Source organism: Polaromonas sp. YR568 (genome assembly GCF_943372955.1).
GTDB lineage: Bacteria > Pseudomonadota > Gammaproteobacteria > Burkholderiales > Burkholderiaceae_C > Polaromonas.
Genome location: NZ_CALSAL010000001.1, coordinates 978,451 through 993,971 on the forward strand (window position 1 = coordinate 978,451; position 15,521 = coordinate 993,971).

General features: G+C 62.0%; 15 protein-coding genes. 10 read left to right on the forward strand and 5 right to left on the reverse strand.

Annotation, left to right across the window (positions count from 1 at the left end):
• Positions 1-80: 80 nt before the first annotated feature.
• Positions 81-1,859, reverse strand: coding sequence for an acetolactate synthase 3 catalytic subunit (locus AAG793_RS04645; protein ID WP_341904670.1), 1,779 nt, complete (start codon positions 1,857-1,859; stop codon positions 81-83).
• A 329-nt stretch (positions 1,860-2,188) separates the two neighbouring features.
• On the opposite strand from AAG793_RS04645, the gene AAG793_RS04650 reads away from it, so the two are divergent.
• The 6 genes from AAG793_RS04650 to AAG793_RS04675 all read left to right on the forward strand — a co-directional run bounded on the left by AAG793_RS04650 (position 2,189) and on the right by AAG793_RS04675 (position 5,794).
• Complete coding sequence (locus tag AAG793_RS04650) at positions 2,189-2,755, forward strand: RNA polymerase sigma factor (RefSeq protein WP_341904673.1); 567 nt, start codon at positions 2,189-2,191, stop codon at positions 2,753-2,755.
• On the forward strand, positions 2,752-3,198 hold the full coding sequence (locus AAG793_RS04655) for a DUF3619 family protein (RefSeq protein WP_341904676.1): 447 nt from the start codon (positions 2,752-2,754) through the stop codon (positions 3,196-3,198). Before AAG793_RS04650 ends, AAG793_RS04655 begins: the two co-directional genes overlap by 4 nt.
• Positions 3,195-3,983: a DUF3106 domain-containing protein gene (locus AAG793_RS04660; RefSeq protein ID WP_341904678.1), complete on the forward strand. Its 789-nt coding sequence runs from the start codon at positions 3,195-3,197 to the stop codon at positions 3,981-3,983. Before AAG793_RS04655 ends, AAG793_RS04660 begins: the two co-directional genes overlap by 4 nt.
• A 145-nt stretch (positions 3,984-4,128) precedes the next feature.
• Positions 4,129-4,638 carry an RDD family protein gene (locus tag AAG793_RS04665; RefSeq protein WP_341905422.1) on the forward strand — a complete coding sequence of 170 codons (510 nt, stop codon included), beginning with the start codon at positions 4,129-4,131 and terminating at the stop codon, positions 4,636-4,638.
• A gap of 68 nt (positions 4,639-4,706) precedes the next feature.
• Positions 4,707-5,195, forward strand: coding sequence for a diacylglycerol kinase (locus AAG793_RS04670; protein ID WP_341904680.1), 489 nt, complete (start codon positions 4,707-4,709; stop codon positions 5,193-5,195).
• A gap of 8 nt (positions 5,196-5,203) precedes the next feature.
• Positions 5,204-5,794 carry a TIGR00730 family Rossman fold protein gene (locus AAG793_RS04675; protein WP_341904683.1) on the forward strand — a complete coding sequence of 197 codons (591 nt, stop codon included), beginning with the start codon at positions 5,204-5,206 and terminating at the stop codon, positions 5,792-5,794.
• A gap of 59 nt (positions 5,795-5,853) precedes the next feature.
• On the opposite strand, the gene AAG793_RS04680 is transcribed toward AAG793_RS04675, so the two are convergent.
• On the reverse strand, positions 5,854-6,192 hold the full coding sequence (locus AAG793_RS04680; RefSeq protein ID WP_341904686.1) for a P-II family nitrogen regulator: 339 nt from the start codon (positions 6,190-6,192) through the stop codon (positions 5,854-5,856).
• 42 nt (positions 6,193-6,234) lie between these two features.
• Entirely contained in the window at positions 6,235-7,923 is a 1,689-nt protein-coding gene (locus AAG793_RS04685; RefSeq protein ID WP_341904688.1) for an NAD+ synthase, read from the reverse strand.
• Between the two features lie 92 nt (positions 7,924-8,015).
• On the opposite strand from AAG793_RS04685, the gene AAG793_RS04690 reads away from it, so the two are divergent.
• Together AAG793_RS04690 and AAG793_RS04695 are read left to right on the forward strand one after the other, a co-directional pair.
• Positions 8,016-9,308, forward strand: a complete 1,293-nt coding sequence (locus AAG793_RS04690; protein ID WP_341904691.1) for a GNAT family N-acetyltransferase — start codon at positions 8,016-8,018, stop codon at positions 9,306-9,308.
• A 143-nt stretch (positions 9,309-9,451) separates the two neighbouring features.
• Positions 9,452-9,829: a hypothetical protein gene (locus AAG793_RS04695; RefSeq protein WP_341904694.1), complete on the forward strand. Its 378-nt coding sequence runs from the start codon at positions 9,452-9,454 to the stop codon at positions 9,827-9,829.
• Positions 9,830-9,892: 63 nt separating this feature from the next.
• Here AAG793_RS04695 and AAG793_RS04700 read toward each other — a convergent pair whose 3' ends face one another.
• Positions 9,893-11,884 (reverse strand): MASE3 domain-containing protein, encoded by a 1,992-nt coding sequence (locus AAG793_RS04700; protein ID WP_341904697.1) that lies wholly within the window; start codon positions 11,882-11,884, stop codon positions 9,893-9,895.
• A 278-nt stretch (positions 11,885-12,162) separates the two neighbouring features.
• Here AAG793_RS04700 and AAG793_RS04705 point away from each other — a divergent pair, with 278 nt between their 5' ends.
• Together AAG793_RS04705 and AAG793_RS04710 are read left to right on the forward strand one after the other, a co-directional pair.
• Entirely contained in the window at positions 12,163-13,920 is a 1,758-nt protein-coding gene (locus AAG793_RS04705) for a wax ester/triacylglycerol synthase family O-acyltransferase (RefSeq protein WP_341904700.1), read from the forward strand.
• On the forward strand, positions 13,838-14,680 hold the full coding sequence (locus tag AAG793_RS04710; RefSeq protein WP_341904702.1) for an alpha/beta hydrolase: 843 nt from the start codon (positions 13,838-13,840) through the stop codon (positions 14,678-14,680). The genes AAG793_RS04705 and AAG793_RS04710 overlap by 83 nt, the downstream gene beginning before the upstream one ends.
• 151 nt (positions 14,681-14,831) lie before the next feature.
• On the opposite strand, the gene ppa is transcribed toward AAG793_RS04710, so the two are convergent.
• Positions 14,832-15,371 (reverse strand): inorganic diphosphatase, encoded by a 540-nt coding sequence (gene ppa / locus AAG793_RS04715; protein WP_341904704.1) that lies wholly within the window; start codon positions 15,369-15,371, stop codon positions 14,832-14,834.
• Positions 15,372-15,521 lie beyond the last annotated feature (150 nt).

Sequence of the window (15,521 nt, forward strand, 5' to 3'; positions counted from 1 at the left end):
GCACACGGTAATGTGCAGGCTTGGCAGGCAATAGATTCGTCAAATAAAAGGTTGTTGGGGAGGAGCATTCAGCCGGAAGATCAAAGATCTTCCGAGCCCAGCAGCATTTCGGTGATGCCCTTGCCGGCCTGCACCATCGGGAACACGTTTTCCGTCGGGTCGGTGCGGAAGTCCATGAACACGGTACGGTCCTTGAGCTTGCGAGCCTCGCGCAGCGCAGGCTCCACATCCTGTGGTTTTTCAATCAGCATGCCGACATGCCCGTAGGCCTCGGCCAGCTTGACGAAGTTGGGCAGTGCGTCCATGTAGCTGCTGCTGTAGCGGCCGGCGTATTCCACCTCCTGCCACTGCCGCACCATGCCGAGGTAACGGTTGTTGAGCGACACCACCTTGATCGGGGTGTTGTACTGCAGGCAGGTCGAAAGCTCCTGGATGCACATCTGCACCGAACCTTCGCCCGTGATGCAGAACACCTCTGAATCGGGCTTGGCCAGCTTGATGCCCATCGCATAGGGGATGCCGACGCCCATGGTGCCGAGGCCACCCGAGTTGATCCAGCGACGTGGCTCGTCGAACTTGTAGTACTGCGCAGCCCACATCTGGTGCTGACCCACATCGGAGGTGATGTAGGTGTCTGCGTCCTTGGTCATGTTCCAGAGCGTTTCGACCACGTACTGCGGCTTGATGACGTCGCCATTGCCCATGCTGTACTTCATGCAGTCACGCTTGCGCCAGCCTTCAATGGTCTCCCACCAGCCGCCCAGCGCATTGGCGTCGGGTTTCAGGCCCGACTCCTTGATCATGGCAATCAGTTCGGTCAGCACGTCCTTGACATCGCCAACGATGGGGATGTCTACCTTTACGCGCTTGGAGATGCTGGAGGGGTCGATGTCGATGTGGATGATCTTGCGCTCGTTCTGCGCAAAATGTTTCGGGTTGCCAATCACCCGGTCGTCAAAGCGCGCACCGACGGCCAGCAGCACGTCGCAGTTCTGCATCGCGTTATTGGCTTCAATAGTGCCGTGCATGCCCAACATGCCGAGGAACTTGCGATCAGTGGCCGGGTAGGCGCCCAAACCCATCAAGGTGTTGGTACAGGGGTAACCCAGCATGTCCACCAGGGTTCGCAGTTCCTGCGACGCATTGCTCAGCAGCACGCCGCCGCCGGTGTAGATGTAGGGGCGCTTGGCCGTCATCAGCAGTTGCAGCGCCTTGCGGATCTGGCCGCCGTGGCCCTTGCGAACCGGGTTGTAAGACCGCATTTCGACGCTCTGCGGATGGCCGGCGTAAGGGGTCTTGTTGAAAGACACGTCCTTGGGAATATCCACCACCACGGGGCCGGGTCGGCCGCTGCGGGCAATGTGGAAGGCCTTTTTCAGCGTGTCGGCCATCTGCCGCACGTCTTTGACCAGAAAATTGTGCTTGACGATGGGCCGGGTGATACCGACGGTGTCGCATTCCTGGAATGCGTCGAGGCCAATCGCGTGCGTCGGAACCTGCCCGGTGATGATTACCATGGGGATGCTGTCCATGTACGCCGTCGCAATGCCGGTCACCGCGTTGGTGACACCTGGCCCGGAGGTGACCAGCGCCACGCCCACGTCGCCGGTCGCACGGGCGTAGCCATCAGCCGCATGCACGGCAGCCTGCTCATGGCGCACCAGAATGTGCTGAATGGAATCCTGTTTGTAAAACGCGTCGTAAATGTGCAGGACTGCACCACCTGGATAGCCCCAGATGTACTTCACGCCTTCGGCCTGAAGCGATTTGACGAGAATTTCGGCGCCCCGGAGATCCTGGGTGCCAGACTGAGCAGACGCTGCTGCTGCGGAAGTGATTTCCGCCTTGGAGATTTCCATGATGAACCTTTGTGAATTTCTCTAACGAAATACCTTGGGTGCTTCTTCGCCCACTCTTGTGAAGCGGCGTCGAAACTTGAGGCCAAAACCATGGGCAGAAACATAAACTGCCGAGTCAGGACCCGTTTGCCGTTTGAATTGCAAGGCGCATTATCGCATTTCCCTGCCCCTGTGGGAATTCCGGTACAAAACCGGGAGACGCGTGGCGGGCGCTCACGGCCTTGGTGCGATAATTTTTCGCAAGAGACGCTTCAGCACGCACCGCCCCGAGCGGGTATCGCTTGCCCCCGGACAATGAGCGATTGCCGGAAAACCGGAATTTCAAACCGTTGGCCACAGAACAAGAACTTTCCGACTTCCTGAAAAACGTGGAAAAGCGCGCCTTCAAGCGCAGCGTGTACCACGTGCGGGACGAAGAAGCGGCGCTGGACATTGTCCAGGACAGCATGATGAAGCTGGCGCAGTCGTATGGCGACAAGCCGGCCGCCGAGCTGCCCATGCTGTTCCAGCGGATCCTTTCGAACACCACGCTCGACTGGTTTCGGCGCCGCAAGACCCGCAATGCCCTGTTTTCCAACATGAGCGACTTCGAATCTGCGGGTGACGACGCGGATTTCGATCTTCTGGAAACTTTGGAGGCCCTGACGAACTCCGAAGGAACGGAGAGTGCGCAAGACGCGACCGAACGGGCTCAGATATTGCATGAAATCGAATTGCAGGTGCAAGAGCTCCCCAGTCGTCAACGGGAAGCGTTTCTGATGCGTTATTGGGAGGAAATGGATGTCGCTGAAACGGCGTCAGCCATGGGCTGCTCGGAAGGCAGTGTCAAAACGCATTGTTCCCGGGCGGTTCACGCACTCAGCAAGGCCCTGAGCGCCAAAGGTATCAAACTATGACCCATTCATTGCAAAAACAGGTTGATGTCCTGCAGGACCGCTTTGGCCTGAAAACCGCAGCGCACCTGTCGGCAGGTGCGGCCAGTCTCCCGTATGACGTGTCCGAGCGCCTGCGCGCAGCCCGGTTCCAGGCGCTTGCCCAGCGCAAAATTGCCAGAACCGAGACGGTGTCCAGTATTGCCGGCACGGGCAACGCGGCTTCACTCACATGGGGCGCCGATGATGGCGTCAGCTGGTGGGCCCGTGTGGGCTCCGTGGTCCCGCTGATCGCCCTGGTGGTTGGCTTGCTGGCCATTGAGGCCATCCAGAACGACAACCGCGCCCAGGAAGTGGCCGAGGTGGATGTGGCACTGCTGACTGACGACCTCCCGCCAGCCGCTTTCGCCGACCCGGGCTTTGTGCAGTTCCTCAAAACCGAGCGCCTGGCCCCCGCGGCCCAATGACGATGACGAGCGGGTGTCACCAACCGGTGCAGGACAACAAGGCATGGCCACGCGTGCTGGCCGTGGCGTTCCTCGCAGTGACGCCGTGGCTCGCCAGCTCCAGCCTGGCGCAAACGGTGCCTGCTGTTCCGGGCTCCGCAGCACCTCTGGTGAAGCCGGTAGCACCCGTCGCTAGCAAAAGCGTGACCCGCCCCACGTGGCAAGAGCTCACCCCGATGCAGCAGCAGGCGCTGAAACCACTCGCGGGAAGCTGGAACACCATTAGCGAGCAGCAAAAGCGCAAGTGGCTGCAGATTTCCAACAACTACCCGTCCCTCTCGCCCGCCGAGCAGGCCACACTGCACGCTCGAATGAACGGCTGGGTGTCGCTCAGCCCCCAGCAGCGGGCCCAGGCGCGGTTGAATTACGGAAAAACGCGGGAACTCTCGAAACAACTGACGCCTGAAGAGAAAAAAGCCCAGTGGCAGACCTATCAGGCACTCAGCCCTGAAGAAAAGCAGAAGCTGGCGGCCAAAGCCAGCCCCAAGCCCACAGGTGCAGCCACCGCGGTCAGACCGGTATCACCACAAAAACTGGCAGCGGTTCCCCCTCATCGGGTGCCCAAGCCAGGCAGCAAGGCTGCCGAACAGGGCGGCGGGGCTTCGTCAGGCGGTTTGTCGAGTGCGACTTCAGGTACCCCATCAGGCGTTTTACCGCCCGCAAGCACCCTCACCAGTGACATCGCGACCAGACCCCTGCCCGCCCAGCCACTGAACCCGGACAGCAACCCCAGCTCCCTGCGTTGAGCGGCCCTAGCGCCCACTGGGGACTTCTTGGGCGGCGCCGCAACGGACGGGCCCCACCCGTTAGACTCGCACCGTGCCAAATTCCGAATCAAACAGCCCTGCGCTTGCCCAGCCTCTGGCAGAGACCCCATCGCTCACGCGCCGCATGGCCTGCTGGATGTATGAGGGTATGCTGATGTTCGGGGTGGTTTTTCTTGCCGGCTACCTGTTCAGCACCTTGAGCCAGACGCGCCACGCGCTGGACAACCGCCATCTGCTGCAAGCCTTCCTGTTTGTGGTGTTCGGCATCTACTTTGTCTGGTTCTGGGCCAAAGGCCAGACGCTGGCCATGAAGACATGGAATATCCGCGTGGTGGACCGGAAGGGTCAGGCGATCACCCAACGGCGCGCACTGTTGCGCTATGTCGCCAGCTGGTTGTGGTTTCTCCCCCCCTTGGGGGTGAGTTGGGGCATGGGACTACCAGCAGCGCAAGGCGGCGTGCTGGCCCTCGGTTGGGTGGCCATCTGGGCCATCCTGGCGCGCTTTCACCCCCAGGGTCAGTTCTGGCATGACGCGCTGGCAGGCACACGGCTGATCACCTGGGTGGCCCCCGAGCGCTCCAAGCGCGCCAAAACACCGTCACCCCCGAAAGGCGGCGGACGAAGCTCCGCCTGAATCCCCCCACGCCAAACGGGGCAAGCAGCGCACCGCCACCTGACACGAAGGTGCGAGACAATCCGGGCATGTCAGAACCCGTCCCGCTTCAAAACTCCTCCCCCGCGCCAGTCAACACACCGGTCACCGCCACAGAAAACGTTGCGGCGACCACCCGGCAGGCGCCCGCAACCGACGCCATCGTCAACCCGCAGAAGCACCGCACAGGCCTCAACCGGGTCTGGCACGCCACCGGCTATTCGCTGGCGGGGCTGAAAGCCGGATGGCATGAAACCGCTTTCCGGCAGGAAGCCATTGCCTCCTGCGCACTCATTCCGCTGGCTTTCTGGCTCGGCAACAGCTGGGTGGAAACCATCCTGCTGGCCGGCACCGTGGTGCTGGTGATGGTGGTGGAGCTGCTCAACACCGGCATCGAAACCGCCATCGACCGCATCGGCCCTGAATGGCACGACCTCTCCAAGCGTGCGAAAGACATGGGCAGTGCGGCCGTGCTGCTCAGCCTGTTGCTTTGCATGATCACCTGGGGCATGGCGCTGTGGCAGCGGGTGATGGCATGAGCGATGCCATGACGAAACCCGCGTTTTCGCTGTGCGTGTACTGCGGCTCGCGCGAAGGCAACTCACCCGCCTATGCAGCGGTGGCCCGCGAGGTTGGCACCTGGATCGGCGGGCACAACGGCCAGCTGGTCTACGGCGGTGGCCGCAATGGCCTGATGGGCATCCTGGCTGACGCCACGCTGGCGGCTGGTGGGCGCGTGGTGGGCGTTATTCCCACAGCGCTGGTGGAGAAGGAATGGGCCCACACCGGCTGCACCGAATTGCACGTGGTGGCCACCATGCATGACCGCAAACGCCTGATGGCGGAACACGCCGACGCGTTTCTGGCCCTGCCCGGCGGCATTGGCACGCTGGAAGAGTTCTTTGAAGTGTGGACGTGGCGCCAGCTCGGCTACCACGACAAGCCAGTGGGCCTGCTCAACAGCACCGGCTACTACGACAGCCTGCTGAAGTTTCTGGGCGACTCGGTCAGTGCGGGCTTTATGAACCCCTGGCTGATGGACTTGGTCACGGCCGGCAGCGACACCGTACCGCTGCTGGAGTCACTGGTGCAGGCCGCAGGGATTTCTCACCTCAAATCGCGCCTCGACCAGATCTGACGGGGCATTACAACGGCGTGCGGCCACGCCCTCACCGGCCGGCTTGTTCGTCGCACCGGTCAGACGGCGGCTTCGTCTTCTTCGCCGGTGCGAATGCGGACCACACGCTCCACGCTGGTGATGAAGATCTTGCCATCGCCGATCTTGCCAGTACGCGCGGCCTTGATGATGGCGTCCACGCAGCGGTCCACGTCTTCCGTCTTCACCACCACCTCGACCTTGACCTTGGGCAGGAAGTCGACCACATACTCGGCACCGCGGTACAGCTCGGTGTGGCCTTTTTGCCTGCCGAAGCCCTTGACCTCGGTCACCGTCAGCCCGGTCACGCCGCACTCGGCCAGGGCCTCACGCACTTCCTCGAGTTTGAATGGTTTGACGATGGCGGTAATCTGTTTCACTGAGTGGTCTCCGTTGGTCGTGGTTCTGGGTCAATCGCAGCACTAGGCTTTGAATTTGCTGGTTATAGGATAGCGCCAATCCTTGCCAAAGCTCCTGTGGGTGACCCTGATGCCCACCGGTGCCTGCCGCCGCTTGTACTCGTTGATGCGGATCAGGCGCGTGACGCGCTCAACAATGGCGCGGTCAAAGCCCGCCGCCACGATAGTCTCGACGCCCTGGTCGTTTTCCATGTAACGCTCCAGGATGGCGTCCAGCACCTCGTAGGGCGGCAGGCTGTCTTGGTCGGTCTGGTCCGGCCGAAGTTCGGCGCTGGGCGGACGGGTGATGATGCGCTCGGGAATCGGGTTGCTGCCCGTGCCATAAGGGTCATGGGCGTTGCGCCAGCGCGCCAGCCGGAACACGGTGGTCTTGGCGAGGTCCTTGATGACCGCAAAGCCGCCGGCCATGTCGCCGTACAAGGTGCAATAGCCGGTGGCCATTTCGCTCTTGTTGCCAGTGGTCAGCACGATGGAGCCGAACTTATTGGACAGGGCCATCAACAACACCCCGCGGATACGGGCCTGGATGTTCTCTTCGGTCGTGTCTTCCTTGAGCCCCTTGAATTCGGTTGCCAGCGATGCCTTGAAAGCCTCGAACTCCGGCACGATGGAAATCTCGTCGTAGCGCACCCGCATGCGAGCGGCCATCTCGCGCGCATCCATCCAGGAAATGTCAGCCGTGTACGGCGAAGGCATCATCACGGCGCGTACCTTGTCAGCCCCCAGCGCATCGACCGCAATTGCCAACACCAGCGCGGAGTCAATGCCACCCGACAGGCCCAGAATCGCACCCGGAAAACCGTTCTTGCCCAGATAGTCGCGCACACCCAGCACCAGCGCATCCCACAAATCGGCGTCGGTCTCACGCTCAGGCGCTGTCGCGGCAGCCAGCCGCACACTGCCCGGGTGGCTGGCTGCATCGGTGAAAAACAGCCTTTCCTGAAAGCTCTCGGCACGCCCGGCCAGCTGGCCATCGGCCTGCAGCGCAAACGACCGGCCTTCAAACACGATCTCGTCCTGCCCACCGACCAGATGGGCATAGAGCAGCGGCAAACCGGTGGCGTGGACCCGATGACGCATGGTCTGCTCGCGCTCGTCACCCTTGCCCACATGGAAGGGCGAGGCGTTGATCACCGCCAGCAATTGCGCACCGGCCTCTTTGGCCAGCCTAGCGGGTTCCTCAAACCAGGCGTCTTCGCAAATCAGCAAACCCACCCGAACCGCGTCGGCGCCCTCGCCCGCCGTGAACACACACGTCCCCTGCCCCGGTGTGAAATAGCGCCGCTCATCGAACACCTGGTAGTTGGGCAACTCACGCTTGGCATAGGTGTCCACCACCTGGCCTTCGCGCAGCACCCGCGCAGCGTTATGGCGCTGCTGCACCGCCACGCTGCGGGTGCGCAGGGCCAGACTGCTGTCGCCTTGAATCGGTGTGCCCACCACCACCGTCAGGCCTTTTAACCCGGCGAGCTCGCTGGCGACCCGATTCACGGCATCATCACAGGCTTGGATGAACGAGGGGCGCAGAAAGAGGTCTTCGGCCGCATAGCCGCAAATCGCCAGTTCAGGCGTCAGCACCAGCCGTGCACCGCTGTCATAGGCGGTGCGGGCCGCATCGATGATTTTTTGCGCATTGCCCGGCATGTCGCCCACGCAGTAGTTCAGTTGGGCTATGCAGATTTTGAGAGTCATGACAAGAAAATTGAACGTTCGGACCGGGCCCATCGCCTCACAGGTCGCGTCACCCAAAGTTTGCTGGCATGGCAGCGTGGTAGGGAGCTTGTGTGGCTGAAAACGATTATGTCATTCGTGTTCTGGATTCGCCGCTGCAGGTGAATGCCAGCGAGTGGAATACCCTGCTGTCCGCGCAGAGCCCGGGCGGCATGCTCAACCCCTTCATGCGCCATGAGTACCTGGCCGCCCTGCACGAAAGCGGCAGCGCCAACACACAGACCGGCTGGACGCCTCGCTTTGTCACACTCTGGCAAGGCCCGGTCCTGGCGGGCGCCTGCGCGCTGTACCTCAAGGACCACTCCTACGGCGAATATGTGTTTGACCACGCCTGGGCACACGCCTACCAGCAGCACGGCCTGGCCTACTACCCCAAGGCGCTGGTGGCCGTGCCCTTCACCCCGGTGCCCGGCGCGCGTCTGCTGGCACGCACGGATGACGAGCGGGAGCTTTTGGTCAACGCCATCATCGCCTGGTGCGAGGAAGAGAAACTGTCATCACTGCACCTGTTGTTCGCAGACGATGAGGACGTGGCGGCCTGCCAAAAAGCCGGGCTGATGCTGCGACACACCGTGCAGTTTCACTGGTCAAACGATAGAGCCCCCACGCTCGCCACTTCGTGTGCTTCGCTGCCCCCCGAGGGGGCACATCTCGCCTTGGGGCGGCCCGGCGGCGAAACCCCAATAAACGGCTACCGCGACTTTGACGACTTCCTGATGTCGCTCAGTCAAGACAAGCGCAAGAAAATCAGGCAGGAGCGCCGCAAGGTGCATGAGGCGGGCATCACCTTCCGCTGGTCACGCGGCGCCGACATCAGTAGCAAAGACTGGGATTTCTTCTACCGTTGTTACGAACGCACCTATTACGAACACGGCAACGCGCCCTACCTCAGCCGCGACTTTTTTCACCGCATGCAGGCCACGATGGCGCCGCACTGGCTGCTTTTTGTGGCCGAGTACACCGGGCAACCGGTGGCTGCCAGCCTGATCGCGCTCAGTGCACCACACGACGGCGTGGCACCTGCCACCGCCCCGGAAGTGGCCTATGGCCGCTACTGGGGTGCGCTCGCGCGGGTGGACTGCCTGCACTTCGAGGCCTGCTACTACCAGCCGCTGCAGTGGTGCATTGAGCACGGCTTCCACCGCTTCGAGGGCGGCGCACAGGGCGAACACAAGATGGCCCGCGCACTGCTTCCGGTTAGGACCACCAGCGCGCACTGGCTGGCGCACCCGGCGTTTGCCGATGCGGTAGAACGCTTCCTCGCGCGCGAAGGCGCGGGTATCGACAGCTACATGGCTGAGCTCGAACGGCGCAACCCCTTCAAGGGTTCGCCGCCACTGCCCTGACGCAAGCGATCCCTGAGGCAAGCGAACGTCGGGCCTTGACTGCTGCAGATCGCGCAATTTTTTACCGTTTCCAGCGAATACTTTCGATTGCCGGGAATTCTTGCTTGCAAGCCCCTGAATTGCCCGCCACACTCCGGGTATCCATGAATACCTTGACGACCCGACAGTGGACCATGCTCAAAGAGTACGGTGCCAGCGATCCCGTTCCACTCCACGAAGCCGATTTGAGCGTCCCCTTTGTGTACCACCGTGAAATCGGTGTGATCCACTGCCCGGCAGGTCGGCACCGCCTGGCCATGTCGGGGCTTCTGGCTGTGCAGCACGGTTTTGAAAGCGGCATTGAAGTCGCCGAACAACTCGGCCTGGATTTCCCCGATGAAACCGCAGACCGCTGGCTTGAGGACACGCCGGGCTCGGCGTTTCGCAGCTCGGTGGGGCGCAACGTCCTGGCGGGCAGAAAAGGTAGCCTCACCGCCATCGAACTGCGCTGGCTTGGGCAGGTGACCTACCTGTTTGACTGACTGGCCGTTGGCCGGATCGCCCCTCATGGCGACGCCAGCAAGGGAACCACCGTCACGCTGGTATCACTCTGAGATCGACACGGGTGCCGGTGGGCGTTCACGGGTGATGCGGAAGGTGGTGCTGCCCCCCGCTCTCGACTCAACCCAGATGCACCACCCGTGGCGACCCAGAATCAGCCGCACTTGCGCCAGACTGATGCCGGTGGTCTGAAGCTCGTTCTTGGCGTTGATGATCTGGAACACGTCAAACAACTTGCTGGCCGCGCTGGCATCGAAGCCGAACCCGTTATTGGTCACGAAGAAAACCGTCTCGCCGTCGGCGTCCACCTGCGACCCGACAGAAATCTCTGCACCGCTCCGGTCAGAGGTCTGCTTCCAGCAGATGTCGAGCAGGTTCTCCATCACCAGCGTCATCAGGCGTTTGTCCCCCTCGAAAGGCAAAGGCTTCTGCACCGATATCCGCAAAGCCCTGGACGGCTCGCGCCGTTGCAGGCTGGCCAGCGTTTTCTCTGCCACCTCTGCAAGGTCGAGCGACTCAATCCTCAGGTTGGCACGTGAATACTGGGCATAGTCGAGCAAGGCGTCGATCATCGACGACATGCGCATGGCGCCGGCCCGGATCCGGCCAAGATAGTGCTGCTGCCGGCTGTCGAGCGTGTCGCGCGTGCTGCGCTCCAGCAGGTTGGTGAAGCCCTCGATGGCCACCAGCGGCGAACGCAGATCGTGGGCGATGGCGTGGGCAAAACGCTCCAGGTCCTCGTTCACGGCTTCAATCTGCGTCGTGCGGTCGCGCACCCGCTGCTCCAGGTTCGAGTTCAGCTCAAGGATTTCCGACTCCGCCTTTTTCCTCGCGCTGATATCGCGCACAAACGTACTGGTCGTGCTGCGACCTTTGCCGTCGGTGAACACAGCCGATGAGATTTCGGCCTCAAACCGGGTGCCGTCGGCACGCTTCATCGTCAGCTCGCCGCTGGCCCGGCCGGTTTGACGCCTCAACTCCAGCAGTTGAGCCAGACGGGGATCGTCTTCGACGATCACGGCAGCCCGCCCACCGCGTATGAGCTGTTCCTCCGTCATGCCAAACAAGGCGCAAGCAGCCGGGTTGGCTGCATAGACCTCTCCATTCACATTGGTCAGCATGTAGGCGTCGAGGCTGTTTTCAAACAGGAGGCGGTACTTCTCCTCGTTCTCGGCCAACGCACTGCGAGCAAGCTCCAGCTGCCGGTACGGCGCTTCCAGCATCGAAATGACCAGCGCCCGGTACACATACACATAGGCCACCACCTTCAGCAAATGGCCGAGATTGGTGTACTGGTCCTCAAACGAGGAGTAGAGCGTGAAGCACAGCTCCGACAAAGCCATCAGGCACACGGCGGTGAACAGCTGCACCACCGGATAGGGCTGGGGCTTTCGCATGCGCAGGTAAAAGCCCAGCGCAGCAATCAGGTTGAGCGCAATCAGCGCGTATTCGAGGCCGATCTTGAAGGGCGTCAAACCGCGACCGGGCACATAAAACAGCGGAATGAGGTCCGGTTCGACCATGGCGTAGGCCGAAAAACCCACCGCAAAAACAATGATGAAAATGAGCAGTGCGTTCTGCACGCGGCGCTCGACCCGCTGGTACCACGGCAGGTAGGCAATCGCCAGAATGGCAATCACCACCAACACCCGGGCGGCCATGAACATGGAAATCGATTTGCCGTTGCCGCTGGGTGTGATGAAGTCCGGCATGCCGTCGTAAGACAGCAAATGGGCAAAGTCCAGGATGGCGACACCCAGAAACGCGCTGCACACCAGCGCCACATTGCTGGTGTTCTGCTTTGAAAACGTGTGCCAGCCCACCGAGAAGACCAGCGCGGAAACAATCACCGACACGGTTTCAAAGGTGGTGTGCAACGTGACGTTCACGGACACCGGAACCTCGAAACGCAGCCAGGGCACAAATGCAACCGCCAGCAGCGCCGCGAAACTCAGCAACAGCACGCGCGCCGAGTCTTTCAGGGAGCGGTGATAGTCAGCGTGAACCATCACGTTGAACAGACCGGTTGAGCGCATCCAGTGGCTAACATTTGTAACAAATTTTAGGCGAAGCAGCCTGCACTGTGACAGGCCTAGCCCCACGCAAGGCCCGTCTCACACCGCAGGCTTGATGCAAATCAAGTCGCGGCAGCATGCATTTCGTCAAAAAGCAACGGCAAGGTCATAGCAGCCATGCCTGCGCCATCGACCGCCAGCGCGCCATGGTGAAACCCCAGTGGTCACCACCGACTGACGCCGTTAAGGTAAGCAATGCCCGCCATGCAAAACCACTGCGCCCTCACTTGGGCTGACCGATGAAATCACTGACTGGCCTGGACGCCACCTTTCTCTACCTTGAAACCGCAGAGATGCCCATGCATGTGGGCTCGCTCAATCTGTGTGAACTGCCGGCAGGCTTCCGCGGCAGTTTCCACAAGGCGGTGAAGGCGCACATCGGCAAACGCATGCACCTGGCGCCGGTGTTCAACCGCAAGTTGGTGTCGATGCCGCTGGAGCTTGGGCATCCGCTGTGGGTCGAGGCTGACGCGGTCGACATCGACTTCCACATCCGCCGGGCCGATGCACAGGCAACCGGCGCCGCCCGAACCCTGCCACCCACGCCACCCATGACGCTGGCCGAGGTGCACAAGCGCTGCGCAAAGCTGCACAGCCAGGTGATGGACCGGAACTTCCCGCTCTGGGAGTTCCATGTGTTTGACCGCATCCAGCTGCCCGCCTCTCAAGGCGGCAAGGTGGTGGCCGGGTTTTTCTCGAAGATTCACCATGCCGCACTGGATGGCAAGGGTGGCGTGATGCTGGCCAACGCCATGCTCGACGTGGGCCCGATACCGCGAGAAGTGGCGCCGCCCGACCCCACCCGGCGGCGCAGGCGAGAGGCCGACCTTCAGCTCGGCAAGATGATCGGCTCGGTGTTTTCCAGCTCGCTCGGGCAGTTGGTGAAGGCCGCCAGATCACTGCCAGCGGCTGCTACGGCGGTCGGTCACGCCTTGACCCGATCAGGCGGCAGCGTGTCGACCAACGGAAAACCCCGTATGCCGATGAAGCTGGCACCGCAGACGCCGTTCAACGCGGGCATCACCGCCGGCCGGGTGTTTGTCACAGCCTCCGTCCCCCTGGCGGACACCAAGGCCATGGGCAAGGCGGTGGGCGGCACCTTCAACGACATGGTGCTGTGGATTTGCGCGACAGCGCTGCGCCATTACCTGACCCAGCACCACGCCCTGCCCCGCAAATCGCTGGTCGCCGCCATGCCGGTGTCGCTACGGGAGGCCGACGCCAGCGACGCCACCCAACTGGGCAATCAGGTCAGCATGACGCTGGTGGAGCTGGGCACGCACCTGGCCCATCCGCTCAAACGAATGAACGCCATCATGGCGTCCACCGGCAGGGTCAAAACATCCATGCAGAGCCTCAAAGGGTTGCTGCCCACCGACTACCCTTCCCTGCTGGCACCATGGCTGGTCGGCGGTGCCGCCAAGCTGGCCCTGAATGCCTATGGCAAGAGCGGTATTGCCAGCCGTCTGCCCATGGTCGCCAACCTGGTCATCTCCAATGTGCCCGGGCCATCGGTGCCGCTGTATCTGGCGGGCGCGCGCGTTTTGACCTTCCATCCGCTGTCGATCATCGTGCATGGCCTGGCGCTGAACATCACCATCCAGACCTATGCCGGTGAGGTTGACTTCGGCATCGTTGCCGACAAGAAGGCCCTGCCCCATGCCAACGACCTCGCCAAAGCCATCGAGGCGGCCTTTGAAGAAGCCAAAAGACTTCTGCTGCCCGCTGTGGCGGCCGGGCCGACCGCTACACCCGTGAAAACCCGCGCTGGCGCTGTCCCACGGGCGACGAAAACACGGCAAAAAGCGACGAAGTTAGAGGCGACTCCCTCGCGCAAACACGCCGCTCGACGCGATACTGTCGGTTCGAGACAAGCACACGTCACCCCTGATGACGCAATCAATGACGCAACCCATGGCAAGCCAGTCGCCCCGGCGCCCCGCACGCAGAAAAAATCCACCGTCAGACGCAGCACTGCTGCACGAAGCACCGCCTAGCCGCTGGCTGCTGGCGCTGGAATTGCGCGCCTTCTGGGAGTTCGGCGCCCTGCTCCCCTCGTGGCCGCTGCTCAACCGGGCACCGCGCGGAGACGGTCATGCCGTGATGGTGTTCCCGGGCCTGTCGGCCAACGACGTCAGCACCGTCCCCTTGCGCCAGTACCTGCAGTCGCTGAACTACCGGCCCTGGGGCTGGGAACTGGGCTTCAACTTCGGCCCCCGCGCTGGCGTGCTGGAAGAAGCCAAGGACAACCTGGCCCGCACCTTTGAGACCACCGGGGGCAAGGTCAGCCTGATCGGCTGGAGCCTGGGCGGTGTGTACGCACGCGAACTCGCCAAGGAAATGCCGCACATGGTGCGCAGCGTCATCACGCTCGGCACCCCGTTTGCCGGTTCGCACAAGGCCACCAACGCCTGGCGCATTTACGAGCTGGCCAGTGGCCGCAGCATCGAGCGGGAAACCGAAAACTACGATCTGCCGGGCGCGCCACCCGTGCCGACCACCAGCATCTATTCCCGCACCGACGGCGTGGTGGCCTGGCAGGCCAGCATCCAGAAGCCCTGCCCGGTCAATCCGAAGACTGAAAACGTCGAGGTGCCGGCCAGCCATCTGGGGCTGGGCTTTAACCCCAGCGCGTGGTGGGCCATCGCCGACCGGCTGGCCCAAGCCGAGGGCAACTGGCAGCCCTTTGCGGAAAAGGTCCGTGCTGGCAAAGGCCGGCTGCACGGCTTGATCTACCCCGATCCCAACCGCGCCTGAACGAGGCTAGGCAAGGCTGACCGAGGCTGAGCGGCTGACAAATCAACGCCCGAATGAAAAAAGCGCCCCATGGGCGCTTTTTTGGGGGGTCATTCGGCGGTCAGTCCGGATGACCCGTCTTGAGGGCTGAACCCCTGCTGTTCAGTTCCGTTCAGTCTTTATGGGCCTGGTTGTAATTGGCGATGCCGTCGGTGATTTCCTTCTTGGCAGCGTCCGGGCCTTCCCAGCCCAGCACCTTGACCCATTTGCCCTCTTCCAGATCCTTGTAGTGCTCAAAGAAGTGCGAAATGGTTTTCAGGCGCAGCGGGTTCATGTCTTCCGGCTTTTGCCACTGGGTGTAGAGCGAGCACTTCTTGTCGACTGGTACGGCAAGCACCTTGCCGTCTTCACCGGCCTCGTCCTGCATCTTCAGAATGCCGATGGCGCGGCAGGTGACGACCACGCCTGGAATCAGCGGCACAGGCGTGATGACCAGCACATCGACCGGGTCGCCATCGCCGCTGATGGTCTTGGGCACATAACCGTAGTTGGTCGGGTAGTGCATGGACGTGCTCATGAAGCGGTCCACAAAAATAGCGCCGGACTCCTTGTCCACTTCGTACTTCACCGGGTCCGCATTCATGGGAATTTCGATGATCACGTTGAAGGATTCGGGCACGTTCTTGCCGGGAGAAACTTTATCGAGGGACATGGTCGCTTCGTGGGTAAGGAAGAGTTGAGGAAATGGGACCGACGGCGTGGCTTGATGCCGCGGATGCCGTCACGCGAGTGCGCCACGCACCGGGCTTGTGCGCCTTGTGCGCCTGCGCTGCACGGTCGGTATTTACCCTCATTTTACTGA